This window comes from Rhizorhabdus histidinilytica, from assembly GCF_900167915.1.
GTDB lineage: Bacteria > Pseudomonadota > Alphaproteobacteria > Sphingomonadales > Sphingomonadaceae > Rhizorhabdus > Rhizorhabdus histidinilytica.
Window position 1 is genome coordinate 251,353 of the sequence record NZ_FUYM01000004.1, and the last position, 15,755, is coordinate 267,107.

Here is a 15,755-nt window from a genome sequence, read left to right on the forward strand (position 1 = left end):
TGATGGGCCTCATGCGGGTTCGCCGCCATTCCCACCGCCATGCTTGATCCGCCCCGGAGTGCGGCTTCTCCCATGGTCCCCGCGCTTATCGGGTCCGGGTCCCCATATTGAACTCAGGCGCCTGGTGTTTCCGCAATCGCACCAAGCGTGTCGATCTCGGCGATCTTTTGAAACTCGCTGAGATAGTCCTGCTGATACGTCGCCAGCCAGCGGACCACCCGATCGTTAGCAAGGAGCTTGGCGATGTATCCGCGCGCGACCGTCAAATGCAGATTGTCGATGCCGTAGGTTTCCTCAACCGACTTCACCTGGGTCTGGAGCGCCGCCAGCTCCCGTTCCATCCGTGCGATCTGTTGGCCCGAGGGCGTCGGCTTGCCGCCGCCTTTTCCCTTCCTGGTGGTGGCAAGCTGGCTTTCAGATGTCGCAGCGCGCAGCGCGCGCGCGAACATGACCGAGAAATTGTTCTGGCCAATCATCAGGTCGGCAGCCTCGATCTGCCTGACCGCCGTCATCTGACGCAGGATGTCGAACACCTTCATCGAGCAGGGCGTGTCTTTCAGCATCTCGGCGGCCTCGGGACTGATCCCTTCCAGCAATCGGGAACGCCGCAGCACGGACTGCACCCGGAGGTTCAGGGCATCGGCAATATCGGCGGACGACACGCCTCGATCCATCGCGCGCGCAATCATCCGATGTTCCTGGATCGGCGGGATGCGGTTGACGCGCTTGTTGTAGGTATAGGTGTCGTCCTCAGAGGCGAGCAGGCACTCGGCCTCCGCAATGCCGAGCTCCTTCAGCGCCTCCAGGCGAAGATGGCCGTCCAGGAGAAACCAGGCGCCGGCATTCGTCCCATCCGCCATGACGACCGGCGCCTCGATAAGGCCGATCGCCTTGATGGAACTGAGAACCTGCGAATAGGACCGGCTTTCCTTGGCGCCGTTCGGCAACGTCTTGAGCGGAACGATTGCCGCGACGGGGATCGTCAGGAAATCCTGCTCGAAGGCGAGACGAATACGCCCGTCCTCCTGGCTCTTCGGTTCGTCAGGCATGGTCGCCTCCTGACACGCGAGCTTGGAGCGCCCGAGGCATGGTCGCCAACCCTTCCGCTCTCAGCAGGTTGATGAAGCCGTCGTTGGAGAGCAGATCCTTCAGCGCCTCGACGACGAACAGCAGCCGGGTCTGGGTGAAATCCGACTTTTTGACGAGCAGGCGCTGCTTTTCGGCCTCACGCTGATAGACCTGCATGAGATCCGCGGCCGTCAGTCGGCGGGAGCCGGTGTCTTTCCGACCCAGCCGCCCGGCAGGCAAGCCGCCCTTGCGTTGGCTCCGCATCCGCATGTCGAGCAGGCGGCGCACGGCGGCCAGCTTCTTGCCTCTAAGCTTGCCGGTCTCATAGGCGTCAAGGAGCAGGCTCTGCGCCTCTTCCGTCTCGGCCTTGGAAATCTCCATCGCCAGGGTGATCGGAATGAGCCCGGTCTCGACCGCGGCCACCAACCGCTCCTCGCCACGCTCGAGAAGCGAGGCGATCATATTCACCCACGATGCCCCGACGCCGATCTTCTCAGCGATCTCGGTATCGGTGTAGCCACGGGAGCGCAGAGCGCCGATCTCCTTCATGAGGTCAATCGGGCGTGGGGTGCGCCGCGCGATATTTTCGACCAGGCTCATCACGAGGCACTCGCTCTCATTGGCCTCGATCACCACGGCCGGAATCTCGGTCTGGCCCAGCATCTGGAAGGCTTCCAGCCTGCCTTCACCGCAGACGAGATCGTATCTCGGCCCTCCGGCGCCATCACGGCGGCTCACCGTAATGGGCCGTTTCAGGCCGATGGCTTCGATGTTGTTCACGATCTCCCGATGCTGGCGCTTGTTGCGCGCGCGCGGGTTCAAAACCGTGATCCGGGAGATGGGGATCATTTCGATCCGCTTCGGGCGGACGGCAGGCATCATGCGGCCTCCCCAAGAGGAACGGGCGTAGCGATGTCGTAGAGAAGCTCGAGGCCGTCGAAGCGGTAGGCATCGAGGTCGAGCGCATTCTCCTCTCCCAGCCGGAGCTTTTCGGAGAGCATGTCGATACGCGGGAAGAGGTAGTAGTCGAACGGTGCGCGATTGGCGCTGTCCATCCGCACGATGATCGTGATGTCGGGCGCAAGCGAGGTGTCGAAGCGCAGATTCCACCGCAGCAACCCGGTCGGCGTCTCGACGCACCGGGCCACCACAACGGAGAGGCTGAACTCGCCATTGACGATCACTCGGTCGGTCTGGAGATCCTGCCAAGCGGCGCTGCCCGTAGCCCGCAATCCGTCGAGCACCTCGCGGAGAATTTCGGGATGGAGCTTGCGCAGCTCGCGGTTGATTTCGACGTAGCGGTAATCGCGATCGGGCGTGAAACCCACGAGGGTATAGGCGCGAAGCAGACTGCCGAAGCGCGAGCTGTAGGCGCTGCTGGATGGCATCCCCTCGCATTCGTCGATGACGATCCCGGACAGCAAACCCTTCTGTCGGTAGAGTTTCCGCAGAGATTGCAGCATCTCCTCGTCGCTCAGACGGAAGGAGCGCGCACTGATGATGGTCCTTGCCGCCTCGAACAGTTCGCGTTCGACGACGGCCGCGAAGGCGTCTGGCGACCTGATCCACATCTCGGGATCGTTTTGGACGCGCTTCTTCTTCAACTTGAAGGAACGGCGATTCCACACGTTGTCGCCGATATACTTCTCATTGATCAGAATCTGGTGGACCGTTCCCCTGGTCCAGGGGCGTCCAAGATCGGTCGGAATGCCTCGTCGGTTGAGGTCGGCCGCAATTTCCCTCTCGCTGTAACCCTGATGGACGAAAGCTCGGTAGATGCCGCGCACAAGCTCGACCTCTTCCGGCGGGCCGAGCGTGAGGATCACACGATCGGTCTGGATGCTCTTGTGCTCCCCCCGGTCGAGGACACCTTTGACGACGCCATGCTCGTCGACCAGGGTTCGGCGCAGGCCGAAGCCGGCGGGTCCGCCCTGGCGGTAGCCCTTCTCGATCAACCGGCCCTGGCCCGCGAACACCTTGGTCGATAACTCGCGGCTATATTCACCGGCCATCGCACGCTTGACGCCCTTGACGATGGTCGAGATCGGGCTGCCGTCGTTGTCGAATTGCTCCGCGCAATACTCGACGGCGATGCCGGCACGCCGGCAGATATATTCGTAATAGGCGCTCTCGTCGGCGTCCTGAAAGCGCCCCCAACGGCTGACGTCATAGACGAGCACCAAGGTGAAATCGGTGCTCCCGGACTGCACGTCTTCGATGAGCTGCTTGAGCGCGTCGCGCCCCTCTATCTTGAGGCCACTTTTCCCGGCGTCGGCATAGGTCCTGACGATCTCTATTCCGCGGGCCTCAGCATATTGCTTGATCGCTTCGGATTGGTTTTCGGTCGAGTATTTTTGATGGTCCGTAGACATGCGGACGTATTCGGCAGCCCGAAGAGGGCGGTCAGGCTGTCCTGACTGATCATCGTAAAGTCGCTGGCCCATCACATTGCGCCGTCCCGAAACTGTCTGCGGCGGTCCGGGCGACCTACCGCCGCTGCATTTGACGGGCCTCTGCCGCCACTCCGCACGGGAACCAGTCTAGCTGCGGAGGAAACGGAAGATGTTGCCGAATACGGGCAGGAAATTTCCCCTTTGGACAGGCGTGCTTGGCGGGCGCGAAACCTACGCGCAGACCATCGCCGAGTTGCTGCGCAAGGAGCACGGAGACAGCCGCCGTGCGATCAAGCAACTCATGCGGCAGACGGATGCGAGCGAGCGGACCGTCAAGCATTGGCTCTCAGGACAACACGGGCCGGATACGGTGTATTTCCTACGCTTAGTAGTTTCGTCGCCTGTCATCAGGGCTTTCGTTCTTGGCCTGCTCGAAGGCCCGGCGGCGATCCCGCTCACCGGCCCGGTCGATCGCATTTCCCTCGCCAGAGCCCGTGAAGCCTATGCGGCCGGCGAAGCCGCTGGCGGAGGGCCGGCAACGAGTGCGCGAAAAAATGACCCTGAACGTGGCCCTGAACGCGACCCTATAAATGTCCCTGATCGGACCGAGATCAACGAGCGACAACATTGGTTCCTGGACCGAGTCGCCGCGGGTCGCTGCCACGCTAAGGAGATCGTATCAGTTTGGGCGGTCAGTCTGAAAACCGCGCGGCGGGACATCGCCGTGCTCAAAGCGGCTGGCCTCATATGCTACGTTGGATCGCCGAGGAAAGGGCAATATCGGCTAACTGGCCGGCGGCGCCCGCTTCTTGCTCGATGATCGTGGCGCTCAGATGACCTTGGCGACGATGACGCATAACGACTTTGGAACTGCACCGTGACTATATGGGCTGGTGCAAACACGAAACGGCATTGATTTCAAACGAGTCGCCGCGCTGACAGCTTTTGCCATCGCGCACAGCGATGCGTTCACGCGGCCAGTGAAATTTGTCCCCAGACGGGGGCGTGCATGATCGAATGGATTATCGGCGCGGCGCTTCTCGCTGGTGGTCTCTTCGGCACCGGCAAAACGAAACGACCCGGCGCTTCACCGGCTTCGAGCCCGCGCGAAGACTACCCTGCCAAGGTCTCGGAGTGGCGATCCCGCTGGCAACCAACGGTCGATCGCTCGCGCTGGATCCCCAAAAGTATGGCATCGCGCATTATCGCGCGCTTCCCGCCGCCCAAGCGATCTGGGATGTCCTTTCCGTGGCTTGGAGGCGATCGCTTCGAGCAGGAACTGCTCGCCGAATTTGCAACGCACAATGTTGCCTATCTGGCGCGACAAAAGGAGCGGCTGAAGCCATTCTTCGATACGGTAGAGAAGAACCCTCTCACCGACGATCAAATGGACGGCTGCATCTGCATGGACGATGCCGTGCAGATCGTGGCTGCGGCCGGGTCGGGCAAGACATCGACCATGGTGGCCCGGGTCGGCTACGCCCTTCACGAAGGCCTGGTGAAGCCCGAGCAGATACTTGTTCTTGCCTTCAACCGAGCCGTCGCCGAGGAACTCCAGTCGAGGATCAATGCCAGGTTGGCGGGATTCGCCGGTATTGATGCGGTCACGGTCAAGACGTTCAACGCCTTTGGTCTGGGCGTGATCGGCAAAGCCACGGGGCGTAAGCCATCACTGGCGGAATGGGCCGAACCGGGCCGCGACGGCGCCATGATCGTCGAAATCATTGATGATATGCGATCCAGCGATGACAAGTTCCGCCACGATTGGGACCTGTTCCGCACCGTTTTTGGTCGAGACATCGGCTCGTGGAACGAACCGGCGCAGGCCAACGCCTACCGCGATGGTCGGCGGGGTATCCTCACCGCGAATGGCGAAATCGTCAAAAGCGAAGAGGAACGGATGATCGCGGACTGGCTGTTCTACCACGGCGTCCACTATCAGTATGAGCGGCCCTATGAGCACGACACGGCCACCGAGCATCATCGGCAGTATCGCCCGGACTTTTTCTACCCCGAGATTGATCTCTATCATGAGCATTTCGCGCTCAACGAAAAGGGGCAGGCGCCTGCGCATTTTGGCGGCGATTATCTGGACGGGGTCCGCTGGAAACGCGAACTTCACGCCGAAAAGGGCACGCGGCTCTTTGAAACCACGTCCTACGAAATCAGAAACGCTGACGGCTTCGCAAACCTTGCCGCGGAGCTCAAACGCAGCGGAATCCTGCTTCAATACGGCCCTGATCGTCAGACCAAGGGCCAACGCCCCGTCACGACCGAACAGCTTGCCGCTACGATCAGAATTTTCCAGCAGCACGTCAAAAGCAACGGCCTCTCGCACCAGCAGCTCCGGGAAGCCGCGGCGAAGGACACGCGCGGCCATGCAGACCGGCTGACCCGGTTCCTGGCGCTCTTCGAGCGGATTGCGGACGAATGGGAGCGGCGGCTGCGGGAAGCCGACTGCATCGATTTTGACGACATGCTGCTGATGGCGATTGACCACATCGAGAGCGGCCGTTTCGCCAGCCCCTATATGATGGTGCTGGCCGATGAGTTTCAGGACACCTCACGGGCCAAGGTGCGCCTGCTAAAGGCCCTGCTGACGAACGCCGGGGAAGAAGCGCATCTCTGCGTCGTCGGCGATGATTGGCAGGGCATCAACCGCTTCGCCGGCGCCGACATCTCCGTGATGACCGAGTTTGAAAAGGTGTTCGACAATTCGACCCGGCTCATGCTGAGTACGACCTTCCGCTGTCCCGCGCAGTTATGCGAAGCCTCAAGCGCTTTCGTTCAGGCCAATCCCCGGCAGATTAGAAAGACGGTCGAGACGACCAACTCCTATACGAAGAAATCGCTGCATGCGTTCGCCGCCGAAACCCAGTCCCTCGCGCTGGCTCGGCTCGAGCAGGATCTGCAGAGCATGTATGATTTCGCGCGGAGCGGCCGACTGAACACCGATTCCGGCGACCGTATCAGCGTGATGATGCTCGGCCGGTACAACAATGACGAACCGCGAGGGTGGCAGCGCTGGAAACGGCGCTTCGGCGACCTTCTGAGCATTGAATATCGCACGGTCCATTCTTCTAAGGGCCTGGAAGCCGACTACGTCATGCTCCTGAACGTCGTTGAGGGCATGATGGGCTTTCCAAGCCAGATTACCGACGATCCGATCCTCCAGATCGCGATGCCCGAACCCGACCCATATCCCTTGGCTGAGGAGCGCCGCCTCTTCTACGTCGCGCTCACGCGGGCTCGCCGCCAAGTGCGCATTTACACCCTGTTCGATTCGCCGTCCCGCTTCCTGATCGAACTGGCGAGAACGGGCGCGGTGGAGATCGAAACGGAGGAAGGCGTCCTGAGCCCCTGCCCGAAGTGCGGCTGCGGCACCATGAGGCGGTACGATGGCCAATATGGCCCGTTCGAGGCGTGCAGCACCCACCCTCGTTGTGATTTCAAGCGCAACCTCTCGGTGGAAAGTCCCCGTGTAGCGGCGCCGTCGAACCGGGTGAGAATCGCACACCCGATGTCAGCTGGAGATTCCTGTCCCACCTGCGGCGATGGATTGATGGTCGTTCGTTCCGGCGGAGCATATCAACCGTTCCTGGCTTGCTCGGGCTATCCTTCGTGCAAAACTACCGCTGCCCTTGACGGAGGCACTGAGGGTGGCGCAACTCGGGCTCGGACGTTGCCCGGTTGATGATCTAGCCGGAACCGGCTCGCGGACGGCCCCAGAGGCTCCACCGAATCGGCGAGATAAAAGCGTGAGCTGGAAGTGATTGGATTCAGCGCCGTGCATCAAAGGAATTCATTGAGCGCGCCGGTGATCGATTGTGACGATCACAATAGCGCATCAAACGCCGCTCCCCAATCCCGGCACCACCTTCAGGCGACCATAAAAAAATACAAAAAAAATCAAGACGATAGTGAACGCCGTGGGATTATCCACAATCATCCGTCGGGCGATCCCCAACCGAGCCGGCAGGACGTCGACCTGACCCGGGAACTCATCGCCGCAGCCAAACCGCTGGGCATCGCGATCCATGATCATGTCGTGGTAGGGACGAGAGGGCAGGCCAGCCTGCGTGCTCTCGGACTGCTATGAAAAGGGGCGGCTCAATGACCGCCCCTTTCCTCCTCCAATCATAGACGCGTCAAGCCGACAGGAAGATCGCCAGCTCGTTGGGCGATATCATCCGGTCCTTGTCGGTATCTGCCTTGGCGAAGTCACTCGCGGTCTCGTTGAGGACCTTGACCGCAGGTAAGTCCGCCTTCTTGCTGGCCTTTGTCTTTTCGACTTGCGCCGTCATGTCCTGGCCCTTGGCGGCCATGACCCAGTTACCGAATTCGAGCGGGGTCAGCTTGCCCTTGTTGCCTTCATCATATTTGGCCCATTCCGCGTTGACCTTGGCAGCGGCATCGGCCGTCGCCGTCTGCTGGGCGGGAGGCGTCGGAGACGCGGCCTCGGCAGTCGCTGGCGCGGAAGTGGTCGGCGTGCTCGCAGCGTCCGCTGCGGGTACCGTCGATTGAGCCACGGGCGGCGCGGGAGCAGTCGCATCGGGGGCAGCCGGGGCAGCCGCCGTCGTGTCGGCAGGAGCGGCACTGTCGGCAGGAGGCGGAGTTGTCTCGGCTGAAGGCGGAGCGGCCGCGGTATCGGGCGCGGGCTCCGCACCCGTGCTTTGTGCGAAAGCGGCGCCCGGCAGGGCAAGCAGCGCGGCTCCGCCCATCAGCATCAGCTTGTTCATGTCGTCTCTCCTGGCATCGGATCGAAAATCAATCGGATTCGGGTATGTCCCGACATTCTGATCAAACCCGCGACCCGACGCCGAGTTGCTCGATTCGGCGCTGCAACGGCGCACCGTGTCCCGATCCTGGGTGGAACGGGACATTCCACCGGCCAAATGCGCGCGACCGGCCGGCCAGGGACATGACGTCCGCAGCGCAATTGCTCCCAACACCCCCCTCTGCTAGGCGCGCGACGCATACCGACACGCCAAGCATGAGGACGAGCTATGATCCCCCGCTATTCCCGGCCGGAGATGGTCAAGATCTGGGAACCGGAAACGCGCTTCCGCATCTGGTTCGAGATCGAGGCGCATGCGACCGATGCGCTGGCGGAACTGGGGGTGGTGCCCAAGGAAGCCGCCAAGGCGATCTGGGAAAAGGGCGCTTTCGAGGTCGACCGCATCGACGCGATCGAGGCCGAGGTCAAGCACGACGTCATCGCCTTCCTCACCAACGTCGCCGAGCATGTCGGCGAACCCGCGCGCTTCATGCACCAGGGCATGACCTCGTCCGACGTGCTCGACACCTGCCTGGCCGTCCAGCTCGCCCGCGCCTCGGACATCCTGATCGCCGATCTCGACAAGCTGCTCGAGGTGATCAAGCGCCGTGCGTTCGAACATAAGATGACGCCGACGATCGGTCGCAGCCACGGCATCCATGCCGAGCCGGTGACCTTCGGCCTGAAACTCGCTCAGGCCTATGCCGAGTTTGCCCGCAACCGCGAACGGCTGATCGCCGCCCGCAAGGACGTCGCCACCTGCGCGATCTCCGGTGCGGTCGGCACCTTCGCCAATATTGATCCGCAGGTCGAAGCCCATGTCGCAGAGAAGATGGGCCTGACCGTGGAACCGGTTTCGACCCAGGTCATCCCGCGCGACCGCCACGCGATGTTCTTCGCGACGCTCGGCGTGATCGCCTCGTCGGTCGAGCGGCTCGCGACTGAGGTTCGCCACCTGCAGCGGACCGAAGTGCTGGAGGCCGAGGAATATTTCTCGCCGGGCCAGAAAGGCTCCTCGGCGATGCCGCACAAGCGCAACCCCGTGCTGACCGAAAACCTGACCGGCCTCGCCCGCCTGGTGCGCGGCTATGTGACCCCGGCGCTCGAGAATGTCGCCCTGTGGCACGAGCGCGATATCAGCCACTCGTCGGTCGAACGCATGATCGGTCCCGATGCCACCATCACGCTCGACTTCGCGCTCGCACGTCTCACCGGCGTGATCGACAAGCTGCTCGTCTATCCGGCGCGGATGCAGAAGAATCTCGACCGGATGGGTGGCCTCGTCCATTCGCAGCGGGTGCTGCTGGCGCTGACCCAGGCCGGGATCAGCCGCGAGGACGCCTATCGGATCGTCCAGCGCAACGCGATGAAGGTGTGGGAATCGGATGGTGAGCTGTCGCTGCTCGACCTGCTCAAGGCCGATCCGCAGGTGACCGCCGCGATCAGCGAGAAGGAACTCGAGGAGAAGTTCGACCTCGACTACCATCTCAAGCATGTCGACACGATCTTCGCGCGGGTCTTCGACTGAACCGTCGATTGTCAGCGGACGTCATGAGAGGCATGGTTCGCCAAGCCGTCCTCCATGGCGGATCGGACCGGCACGGAGCGATACGCGACGCATGATCCCCGCGCCGATCCTGGTGCTGATCGTCAATTACCGCACGGCGGCGCTGACCGTTCAGGCGATCCAATCCGCGCTGCCAGAGGTAAGATCTCGCGGCGACGCCCATATCCTGGTCGTCGATAACGGATCGGCCGACGGTTCGGCTGCTGTGCTGGCGGAGGCCATCGCCCGCCTCGATGCCGGCGATTGCTGCTCCTTGCTGGCACTTGAGGATAATCATGGGTTTTCGGCTGGGAACAATGCGGGCCTGAACCATTATCGGCAGGCTGTCGCTGCCCAAGGCGACGCGGCCTGGCCCGACTATGTCTGGCTGCTCAATCCCGACACGATCGCAGAGCCCAAAGCGCTTGGCGCTCTTGTCGACTTCCTGATCGAACACCCCCAGGCCGGCTTGGCTGGAGGACGATGCCTAAGACCCGACGGCTCGGTCCGGGACAGCGCCTTCCGTTTTCACACGCCGTGGAACGACCTCATTACCGCGCTCGACATAGGCCCGCTTCGCAAGCTGCTGAGCCGCCACGACGTGGTCATGCCGGTTGGCGATCATCCTTGTCGCTCGGAATGGCTGTCCGGCTCGCATCTGATGATCCGCGGCACGGTGTTCGATCGTATCGGCCTGTTCGATCCCGGCTATTTCCTCTATTTCGAGGAGACGGATTTTTGCGCGCGAGCCGCCGATGCTGGTTTCAAGGCGTGGCACGTTCCCGCCAGCCGGATCATGCATCTTGGCGGCAGGTCGACGGGATTGACCGACCAGCGGCCGCTGGAGCGCCGCCCCCGCTACTGGTTCGCATCGCGCGCTCGCTTCATGATCCGTCGGCACGGACGCACCATGACCCATCTAGCCAATCTGCTGTGGATATGCAGTTGGCCGGTCGGAACTTTCCTCGCGCGGCTCAGGCGCCGTCCGCGGCCGAACCCGCCCCGCTTATGGCTCGACTTCATCTGCCATAATTATGGTGTCGGGGGAGTGATGTATCGGGCCGCCTCAATCCCGCCCCCGTCGGCCGAGTCCTAACCGGAGCGCGCGGCGGCGGCCAACTCGGCGTTGCGCTCCGCTGCCGCCAACAATGTCGCCCGCATCAATGCCTTCAACGCTTCGTCGCGATCGAGGACATTCAGCCCCTCACGCGTCGAGCCCCCCGGGCTGGCGACCCGATCCGCCAGAACCGCCGGCCCCTCGTTGGAACTGGCCGCAAGCAAGGCCGACCCCTTCACCGTCGCCGTCGCGAGCCGTAATGCCTGGGCCGCCGGAAGGCCAAGCGCCTCTCCGGCCTGCGCCATCGCCTCGATGAAGCGGAACAGGAAACCCGGCCCGCAGCCGGACAATGCCGTAACGGCGTCGAACAACTTTTCATCGTCGACCCATTCGACCAGCCCGAGCGATGCGACCAATCCAGCCGCCTCGCTTCGCGCTCCGTTGTCGGCATCCGACGAATAGAGGGCGGTCACGCCCTCACCGATCGATACCGGCAGATTGGGCATCGCCCGAACGATAGCGTCCGCGCCTACTACGTTCTTCAGCGTCGTGGTTTCGACACCAGCCAAGATGGACAGCAGCAGACGCGGCGCCCCGGCCTTCGCGGCGAAGAGCGGCGCGACATCACCCAATTGCTGGGGCTTTATCGCGAGAACTAGAATGTCGGGCTGCTCATCGCCTGAAGGAAGCTCACGCAGCAGCGTCACCCCGTTCGGCACCTCGGCCACATGGGGATCGATGACCGTGACCGGTCGCGCCCAGCCGGGCGACGCCAGCCAACCACGCAGCATGGCGCCGCCCATATTGCCGGCACCGATCAGCCAGAGTGCCCCCGTCGCCATCCGGTCAGGCCTCGCCCTGAGTGTCGATCATCGCCGCGGCGATCGCTTCCTGAGGAGACTTGTCGCTCCACAACACGAATTGGAAAACGGGATAGAAGCGCTCGCATTCATCGATGCCTGTCTCAATCAGCGTTTCCGCCTGTTCGAGCGTCAGAATCGCATCGCCTGCCTGATTCTCCAGCAGAGCGGCATGGCGGAACAGCACCATCGAGGAACTGGTCCACATCTCGAAATGCCCAAGCCAGAGTTGCTCGTTGATCAGACCGATCGTCTCGTACATCGCCGCCCGCTTGTCGGCGGTGACCCGAATGTCGGGAAGCGCGAGGAATTGCAGGACGCGGTCCTCCTCGCGCCATACCGCCCTCAGCTCATACTGCGCCCAACTCCCCTGGAATTGAGCAACGATTTCCTCGTCTCCGGCGCGCTGATAGTCCCAGCCGCGAGCCGCGAAATAATGCTCGAGCATGTCGATGGGCGCGCTGGCGTCGCGCGCGGATTCAAAGTCGTCCACGTCCATTCGGGCTCTACTCCGCTGCCCAGAGCGTTCTTTCCGTGGCGCGGAAAGCGGTTCGGTTCAACCCGCGCGGGCTACAATTCTGTGGATAGCTGCGGCTCAGTCATCCTTCTTCTTGCCCGCGGCGGGCGACAATGCGTCCAACCGCGCCTTGAGTTCCTCGACCTCGTCGCGTGCCGTAGCGGCCATCGCCTTCACCGCGTCGAATTCCTCACGGCTGACGAAATCGAGGCCGCCGATCCACTCCTTGCTGCGCTCCTTGAACGCAGCTTCGGCTTCACGTCCCATGCCGGCCAGCGTTCCGGCAGCACCGTTCATGAACTTCACGAAATCGTCGAACAGGCGATTTTCGGACTGCATGGTCAATTCCTTCCTTCGCCGCCCTTGCGGCGGTCATTGAATGATTATCTGGGTATCTCCACGGATCGGCACAAGGGTAACCCCATTGGGGTTGCGCTCATGGATCTGCCAATTCAGCACCCCCGCGAACACCAGCCACGCCAGATAGGGCAGCATCAACATCCCCGCTGCCGGCCGGATCCTCCAGAAAGCCAGCGTCGTCGCACCCGCCCATAGCAGGATGGCGGCGATCAGCCCGAAGGCCAGCATGATCCTGTGCATCGCGAAGAACACCGGCGACCACGCCAGGTTCAGGCCGAGTTGGATCAGGAACAGCGTAATCGCGACCCCACGTCCCCTGGCCCCACGCGCATGGAGGATCATCGCCAGCGCGAGGGCCATCAGGACGTAGAGGATCGACCAGACGGCGCCGAACACCCAGGCGGGCGGCATCAGCGCCGGCTTCGCAAGGGCCTCAAACCACGGATTGCCCTCGTCCGAATTGGCTATCCGGCCGGAAATCGTACCCAACAACAGGATCGCAGGAACGCAGACCAGGGCCCAGCGCATAAAGGCGACCCGCAACTGACGAGGCGAAGCCAGTTCGGTCATGAGGGCTGTCTCCGCCCAGTGTCCTGCCGGACTGCTCCGATCAGGAATTCGACATTGCCCTCCGGCCCCGTGATCGGGCTGGCCGTCACGCCGGCAACCTGCCAGCCCTGACCCTCGACCCAGCCGGCGACCTCGACGCAGACGCGCTCATGCACGGCCGGATCGCGCACCACCCCGCCCTTGCCGACCTCCTCGCGACCCGCCTCGAACTGCGGCTTGATCAGGGCGACCAGATGTGCGCCCGCTCGTGCGAAACCCAGGGGCGCCGCCAGCACCTTGGCCAACGAGATGAAGCTCGCATCGCACACGATGACGTCGACCGGTTCGGGAATATGCTCGCTGGTCAGGAAACGCGCATTGGTCTGTTCGTGGACCACCACCCGCGGATCGTTGCGCAGTTTCCAGGCCAGCTGGTTGGTCCCCGAATCCACTGCATAGACCCGCTGGGCGCCACCGTTCAGCAGGACGTCGGTGAAGCCGCCGGTCGAACTGCCGACGTCGATCGCGATCGCGCCTTCGACGCTCCAACCGAAATGCTCGAGCCCATGCGCCAGCTTGATCCCGCCCCGCGAGACCCAGGGGTGGTCGCGCCCGCGCACCTCGATCGCGGCATCCGGCTTGATCGGCTGGCCAGCCTTCTCGATCTTGCGTTCGCCGGAGAAGACGAGCCCCGCCAGGATCAACGCCTGCGCCCGCGACCGGCTTTCCACCAGCCCGCGATCCACCAGCAACTGATCGGCCCGCACGCCCGCCGCCATGACGTCTCTCTATGGAATGGTGGGCGGTGACGGGCTCGAACCGCCGACATCTTCGGTGTAAACGAAGCGCTCTACCAACTGAGCTAACCGCCCGAGTTCCGGGAGCGCCGACTTACAAGCTTCTCGTAAGATCGCAAGAATAAAGTCCGGTAACCAAACCCTCAATAGGCTATGTCCGACACGGCGCCATCCAGACGCGAAACGGCGTCGCGGGTGGAGGAATCATGATGTTGGCGATAGCATCCCATCGATCGAAATTACCGAGCACGGGCACATTGACATCCTCGACAATCGGGGTTTCGCCATCATAGTCGGTCACGATCGCATAGGAGCCGATCCGGTCGAGACAAACGTCGAGAACCGGGTCGTCACCTTCCGCAATCAGTTCAGCGGCGATCAATGTCGCATCCATCGTGGCCCGATCGACAGCGCGCAGATAGAGATCGATCATGCGGTAAGCCTTTGAAGATCAGCGTTGGGAAGACGGCGATTATAATAGGTGATCGAGCGGATATGGCCATTAAGGGCCGAGGCGCCCGGCCCTCCGCCGATCGTCATCTGGCTGGCCGCCGGCGGTATTCCGCTGCCATCAACGGACAGCGTGCCGCCGTTCATACACGCAGCAAAGTCATCGAGCGCATAGGCTAGGGCCATCGTATATCGCGTCCCCGTGACTATTGAACCCACATTAGCAAAGGAGAAGACGGTAGTACCACCAGACGCTCCAAGCATTCGGCCTATCGTCGAACTGTACAAAATCATCCGACTACTCGCCGAGCCGACGTCCAAACTGACCATGCCCCGATCCGTGCTGTCGATGGCCGGGTTTCGATCGAATGCGACAATGATCGATCCTGCCGCCTGATTATACCAGCCCGCAAAACCCGCTCCAAAAACGACCGCGGTGTCAGCCGCACGCGTCGCTGCGCTCGTACTAGTCGGAATGTAGGATGTCGTAAGAGCTCCCGCCTCAACCATGATCCCACTTACCTTGAAGGTCCGGGTACTGTTGGCTGCATATTTGATCACGCCGCAACTGGAGCCGGGGGCCGCGCTCGTTGTAATTGCGAGGCTAACTCGATAAAGACCGCCGCCATAATCCTCCACCTTTCCGCCATTTGCAGCCGTCGGGGCAAGTACAGTTCCCCCAAGATTAAATACGAAGTCGTTGGCAGGATGCTGGGTGGCATTATTTCCGAAAGCCGGAGCGCCACCATCATCCATTCGGACAAATATGCTGATCACACGCGGCAGCGATGCAGGAACGGCGTAATTAGTCACATAAAAATACGGACTGGATATCCCATCATATCCAAAGGCAAGCCCGGTTCCTGAGATCAGCCCGGCAAACGTCGTTATTGTGACGAGAGGGCCGCGACTAGGAGGAAGCCCGTCCATGAACTCGCTTTGAATAAGAAAATTCGTCCGCGGCTCCTCAATCAGTAAACCCCGCGCCTCCAACGTGACCGGATCATAATCAAAGCGCGGCACATTGTTGCCAACCACTTCGATCTGCCCCAACGCGTTGACGCGAGTCGCTGCCGAACCCCGCGTGAAGGTGATACGACTATCAAGCGCCTCGCTGGCCACGAAATCAAACGCCATGCCAGGCCCACTATTCGGTCCACCCGCCGGAAGTCCGCTACCAAGCCCCAGGCCGAGCTCCGGATTGCGCAAGCGCGCAAGCGAACGGGAATGAAAATCAACAGTCATGATGTCACTCCGTAAGGACGAAAGGAATGGACGCGCCCTCTCCCCGCGCGGGCTGGTTCGCCACGCGCGTCCGGCCGCTCCGGAACGAGAAGGTCCTGAAATGGAAAGAGTGGGAGGCCGCCCGCGCAGCTCTCCC

Annotated in this window: 16 protein-coding genes and 1 tRNA gene; 5 read left to right on the top strand and 12 right to left on the bottom strand. The window is 62.2% G+C overall.

The features are described from left to right. Nucleotides 1-113: 113 nt before the first annotated feature. Genes B5X82_RS10650 through B5X82_RS10660 form a run of 3 tightly spaced genes read right to left on the bottom strand, consistent with a single transcriptional unit; the run spans nucleotide 114 to nucleotide 3,512 of the window. Nucleotides 114-1,049 (bottom strand): plasmid partitioning protein RepB C-terminal domain-containing protein, encoded by a 936-nt coding sequence (locus B5X82_RS10650; RefSeq protein WP_079648136.1) that lies wholly within the window; start codon nucleotides 1,047-1,049, stop codon nucleotides 114-116. After that, the gene (locus B5X82_RS10655) at nucleotides 1,042-1,950 is read right to left on the bottom strand and encodes a plasmid partitioning protein RepB C-terminal domain-containing protein (protein WP_446692751.1); all 909 of its coding nucleotides are present in this window, start codon (nucleotides 1,948-1,950) and stop codon (nucleotides 1,042-1,044) included. Before B5X82_RS10655 ends, B5X82_RS10650 begins: the two co-directional genes overlap by 8 nt. Continuing rightward, nucleotides 1,947-3,512: a recombinase family protein gene (locus B5X82_RS10660; RefSeq protein WP_268878227.1), complete on the bottom strand. Its 1,566-nt coding sequence runs from the start codon at nucleotides 3,510-3,512 to the stop codon at nucleotides 1,947-1,949. Before B5X82_RS10660 ends, B5X82_RS10655 begins: the two co-directional genes overlap by 4 nt. Before the next feature lie 118 nt (nucleotides 3,513-3,630). Between B5X82_RS10660 and B5X82_RS10665 the strand changes: the two genes are divergently transcribed. The 3 genes from B5X82_RS10665 to B5X82_RS26360 all read left to right on the top strand — a co-directional run bounded on the left by B5X82_RS10665 (nucleotide 3,631) and on the right by B5X82_RS26360 (nucleotide 7,560). Next, the gene (locus B5X82_RS10665; RefSeq protein WP_079648138.1) at nucleotides 3,631-4,281 is read left to right on the top strand and encodes a Fic family protein; all 651 of its coding nucleotides are present in this window, start codon (nucleotides 3,631-3,633) and stop codon (nucleotides 4,279-4,281) included. A gap of 189 nt (nucleotides 4,282-4,470) precedes the next feature. After that, complete coding sequence (locus tag B5X82_RS10670) at nucleotides 4,471-7,155, top strand: UvrD-helicase domain-containing protein (protein ID WP_079648139.1); 2,685 nt, start codon at nucleotides 4,471-4,473, stop codon at nucleotides 7,153-7,155. Nucleotides 7,156-7,278: 123 nt separating this feature from the next. Beyond that, nucleotides 7,279-7,560 (top strand): JAB domain-containing protein, encoded by a 282-nt coding sequence (locus tag B5X82_RS26360; RefSeq protein ID WP_235862675.1) that lies wholly within the window; start codon nucleotides 7,279-7,281, stop codon nucleotides 7,558-7,560. Nucleotides 7,561-7,609: 49 nt separating this feature from the next. On the opposite strand, the gene B5X82_RS10680 is transcribed toward B5X82_RS26360, so the two are convergent. Then, nucleotides 7,610-8,200 carry a hypothetical protein gene (locus tag B5X82_RS10680; RefSeq protein ID WP_079648140.1) on the bottom strand — a complete coding sequence of 197 codons (591 nt, stop codon included), beginning with the start codon at nucleotides 8,198-8,200 and terminating at the stop codon, nucleotides 7,610-7,612. Between the two features lie 267 nt (nucleotides 8,201-8,467). Between B5X82_RS10680 and purB the strand changes: the two genes are divergently transcribed. Both purB and B5X82_RS10690 read left to right on the top strand, forming a co-directional pair. Then, on the top strand, nucleotides 8,468-9,766 hold the full coding sequence (purB, locus tag B5X82_RS10685) for an adenylosuccinate lyase (protein ID WP_079648141.1): 1,299 nt from the start codon (nucleotides 8,468-8,470) through the stop codon (nucleotides 9,764-9,766). Between the two features lie 91 nt (nucleotides 9,767-9,857). Next, nucleotides 9,858-10,880: a glycosyltransferase family 2 protein gene (locus tag B5X82_RS10690; RefSeq protein WP_079648142.1), complete on the top strand. Its 1,023-nt coding sequence runs from the start codon at nucleotides 9,858-9,860 to the stop codon at nucleotides 10,878-10,880. Here B5X82_RS10690 and proC read toward each other — a convergent pair. From proC to B5X82_RS26365, 8 genes are all read right to left on the bottom strand, one after another. Further along, nucleotides 10,877-11,683, bottom strand: a complete 807-nt coding sequence (gene proC / locus B5X82_RS10695; RefSeq protein WP_079648143.1) for a pyrroline-5-carboxylate reductase — start codon at nucleotides 11,681-11,683, stop codon at nucleotides 10,877-10,879. The two genes, B5X82_RS10690 and proC, sit on opposite strands and share 4 nt — an antisense overlap. Nucleotides 11,684-11,687: 4 nt before the next feature. Beyond that, nucleotides 11,688-12,200, bottom strand: coding sequence for a type III secretion system chaperone family protein (locus tag B5X82_RS10700; protein ID WP_079648144.1), 513 nt, complete (start codon nucleotides 12,198-12,200; stop codon nucleotides 11,688-11,690). A 96-nt stretch (nucleotides 12,201-12,296) separates the two neighbouring features. Beyond that, a complete protein-coding gene (locus tag B5X82_RS10705; protein WP_079648145.1) occupies nucleotides 12,297-12,557 on the bottom strand; it encodes an accessory factor UbiK family protein in 261 nt (86 codons plus the stop codon). 33 nt (nucleotides 12,558-12,590) lie between these two features. Continuing rightward, a complete protein-coding gene (locus B5X82_RS10710; protein ID WP_079648146.1) occupies nucleotides 12,591-13,148 on the bottom strand; it encodes a TspO/MBR family protein in 558 nt (185 codons plus the stop codon). Further along, nucleotides 13,145-13,906, bottom strand: a complete 762-nt coding sequence (locus B5X82_RS10715) for a TlyA family RNA methyltransferase (RefSeq protein ID WP_079648147.1) — start codon at nucleotides 13,904-13,906, stop codon at nucleotides 13,145-13,147. The genes B5X82_RS10710 and B5X82_RS10715 overlap by 4 nt, the downstream gene beginning before the upstream one ends. Nucleotides 13,907-13,923: 17 nt before the next feature. Next, nucleotides 13,924-13,999 (bottom strand) — tRNA-Val (locus B5X82_RS10720). 76 nt (nucleotides 14,000-14,075) lie between these two features. Then, nucleotides 14,076-14,357, bottom strand: coding sequence for a hypothetical protein (locus B5X82_RS10725; RefSeq protein WP_079648148.1), 282 nt, complete (start codon nucleotides 14,355-14,357; stop codon nucleotides 14,076-14,078). Further along, nucleotides 14,354-15,619, bottom strand: coding sequence for a phage head spike fiber domain-containing protein (locus tag B5X82_RS26365; RefSeq protein ID WP_139385085.1), 1,266 nt, complete (start codon nucleotides 15,617-15,619; stop codon nucleotides 14,354-14,356). Before B5X82_RS26365 ends, B5X82_RS10725 begins: the two co-directional genes overlap by 4 nt. Between the last annotated feature and the right edge of the window lie 136 nt (nucleotides 15,620-15,755).

Coding starts and splice junctions, on each gene's coding strand:
- B5X82_RS10710 (WP_079648146.1), bottom strand. CDS start 13,148: ATGACCGAACTGGCTTCGCCTCGTCAGTTGCGGGTCGCCTTTATGCGC.
- purB (WP_079648141.1), top strand. CDS start 8,468: ATGATCCCCCGCTATTCCCGGCCGGAGATGGTCAAGATCTGGGAACCG.
- B5X82_RS10725 (WP_079648148.1), bottom strand. CDS start 14,357: ATGATCGATCTCTATCTGCGCGCTGTCGATCGGGCCACGATGGATGCG.
- B5X82_RS10715 (WP_079648147.1), bottom strand. CDS start 13,906: ATGGCGGCGGGCGTGCGGGCCGATCAGTTGCTGGTGGATCGCGGGCTG.
- proC (WP_079648143.1), bottom strand. CDS start 11,683: ATGGCGACGGGGGCACTCTGGCTGATCGGTGCCGGCAATATGGGCGGC.
- B5X82_RS26365 (WP_139385085.1), bottom strand. CDS start 15,619: ATGACTGTTGATTTTCATTCCCGTTCGCTTGCGCGCTTGCGCAATCCG.
- B5X82_RS10670 (WP_079648139.1), top strand. CDS start 4,471: ATGATCGAATGGATTATCGGCGCGGCGCTTCTCGCTGGTGGTCTCTTC.
- B5X82_RS10665 (WP_079648138.1), top strand. CDS start 3,631: ATGTTGCCGAATACGGGCAGGAAATTTCCCCTTTGGACAGGCGTGCTT.
- B5X82_RS10655 (WP_446692751.1), bottom strand. CDS start 1,950: ATGATGCCTGCCGTCCGCCCGAAGCGGATCGAAATGATCCCCATCTCC.
- B5X82_RS10690 (WP_079648142.1), top strand. CDS start 9,858: ATGATCCCCGCGCCGATCCTGGTGCTGATCGTCAATTACCGCACGGCG.
- B5X82_RS10705 (WP_079648145.1), bottom strand. CDS start 12,557: ATGCAGTCCGAAAATCGCCTGTTCGACGATTTCGTGAAGTTCATGAAC.
- B5X82_RS10700 (WP_079648144.1), bottom strand. CDS start 12,200: ATGGACGTGGACGACTTTGAATCCGCGCGCGACGCCAGCGCGCCCATC.
- B5X82_RS10650 (WP_079648136.1), bottom strand. CDS start 1,049: ATGCCTGACGAACCGAAGAGCCAGGAGGACGGGCGTATTCGTCTCGCC.
- B5X82_RS10680 (WP_079648140.1), bottom strand. CDS start 8,200: ATGAACAAGCTGATGCTGATGGGCGGAGCCGCGCTGCTTGCCCTGCCG.
- B5X82_RS10660 (WP_268878227.1), bottom strand. CDS start 3,512: ATGGGCCAGCGACTTTACGATGATCAGTCAGGACAGCCTGACCGCCCT.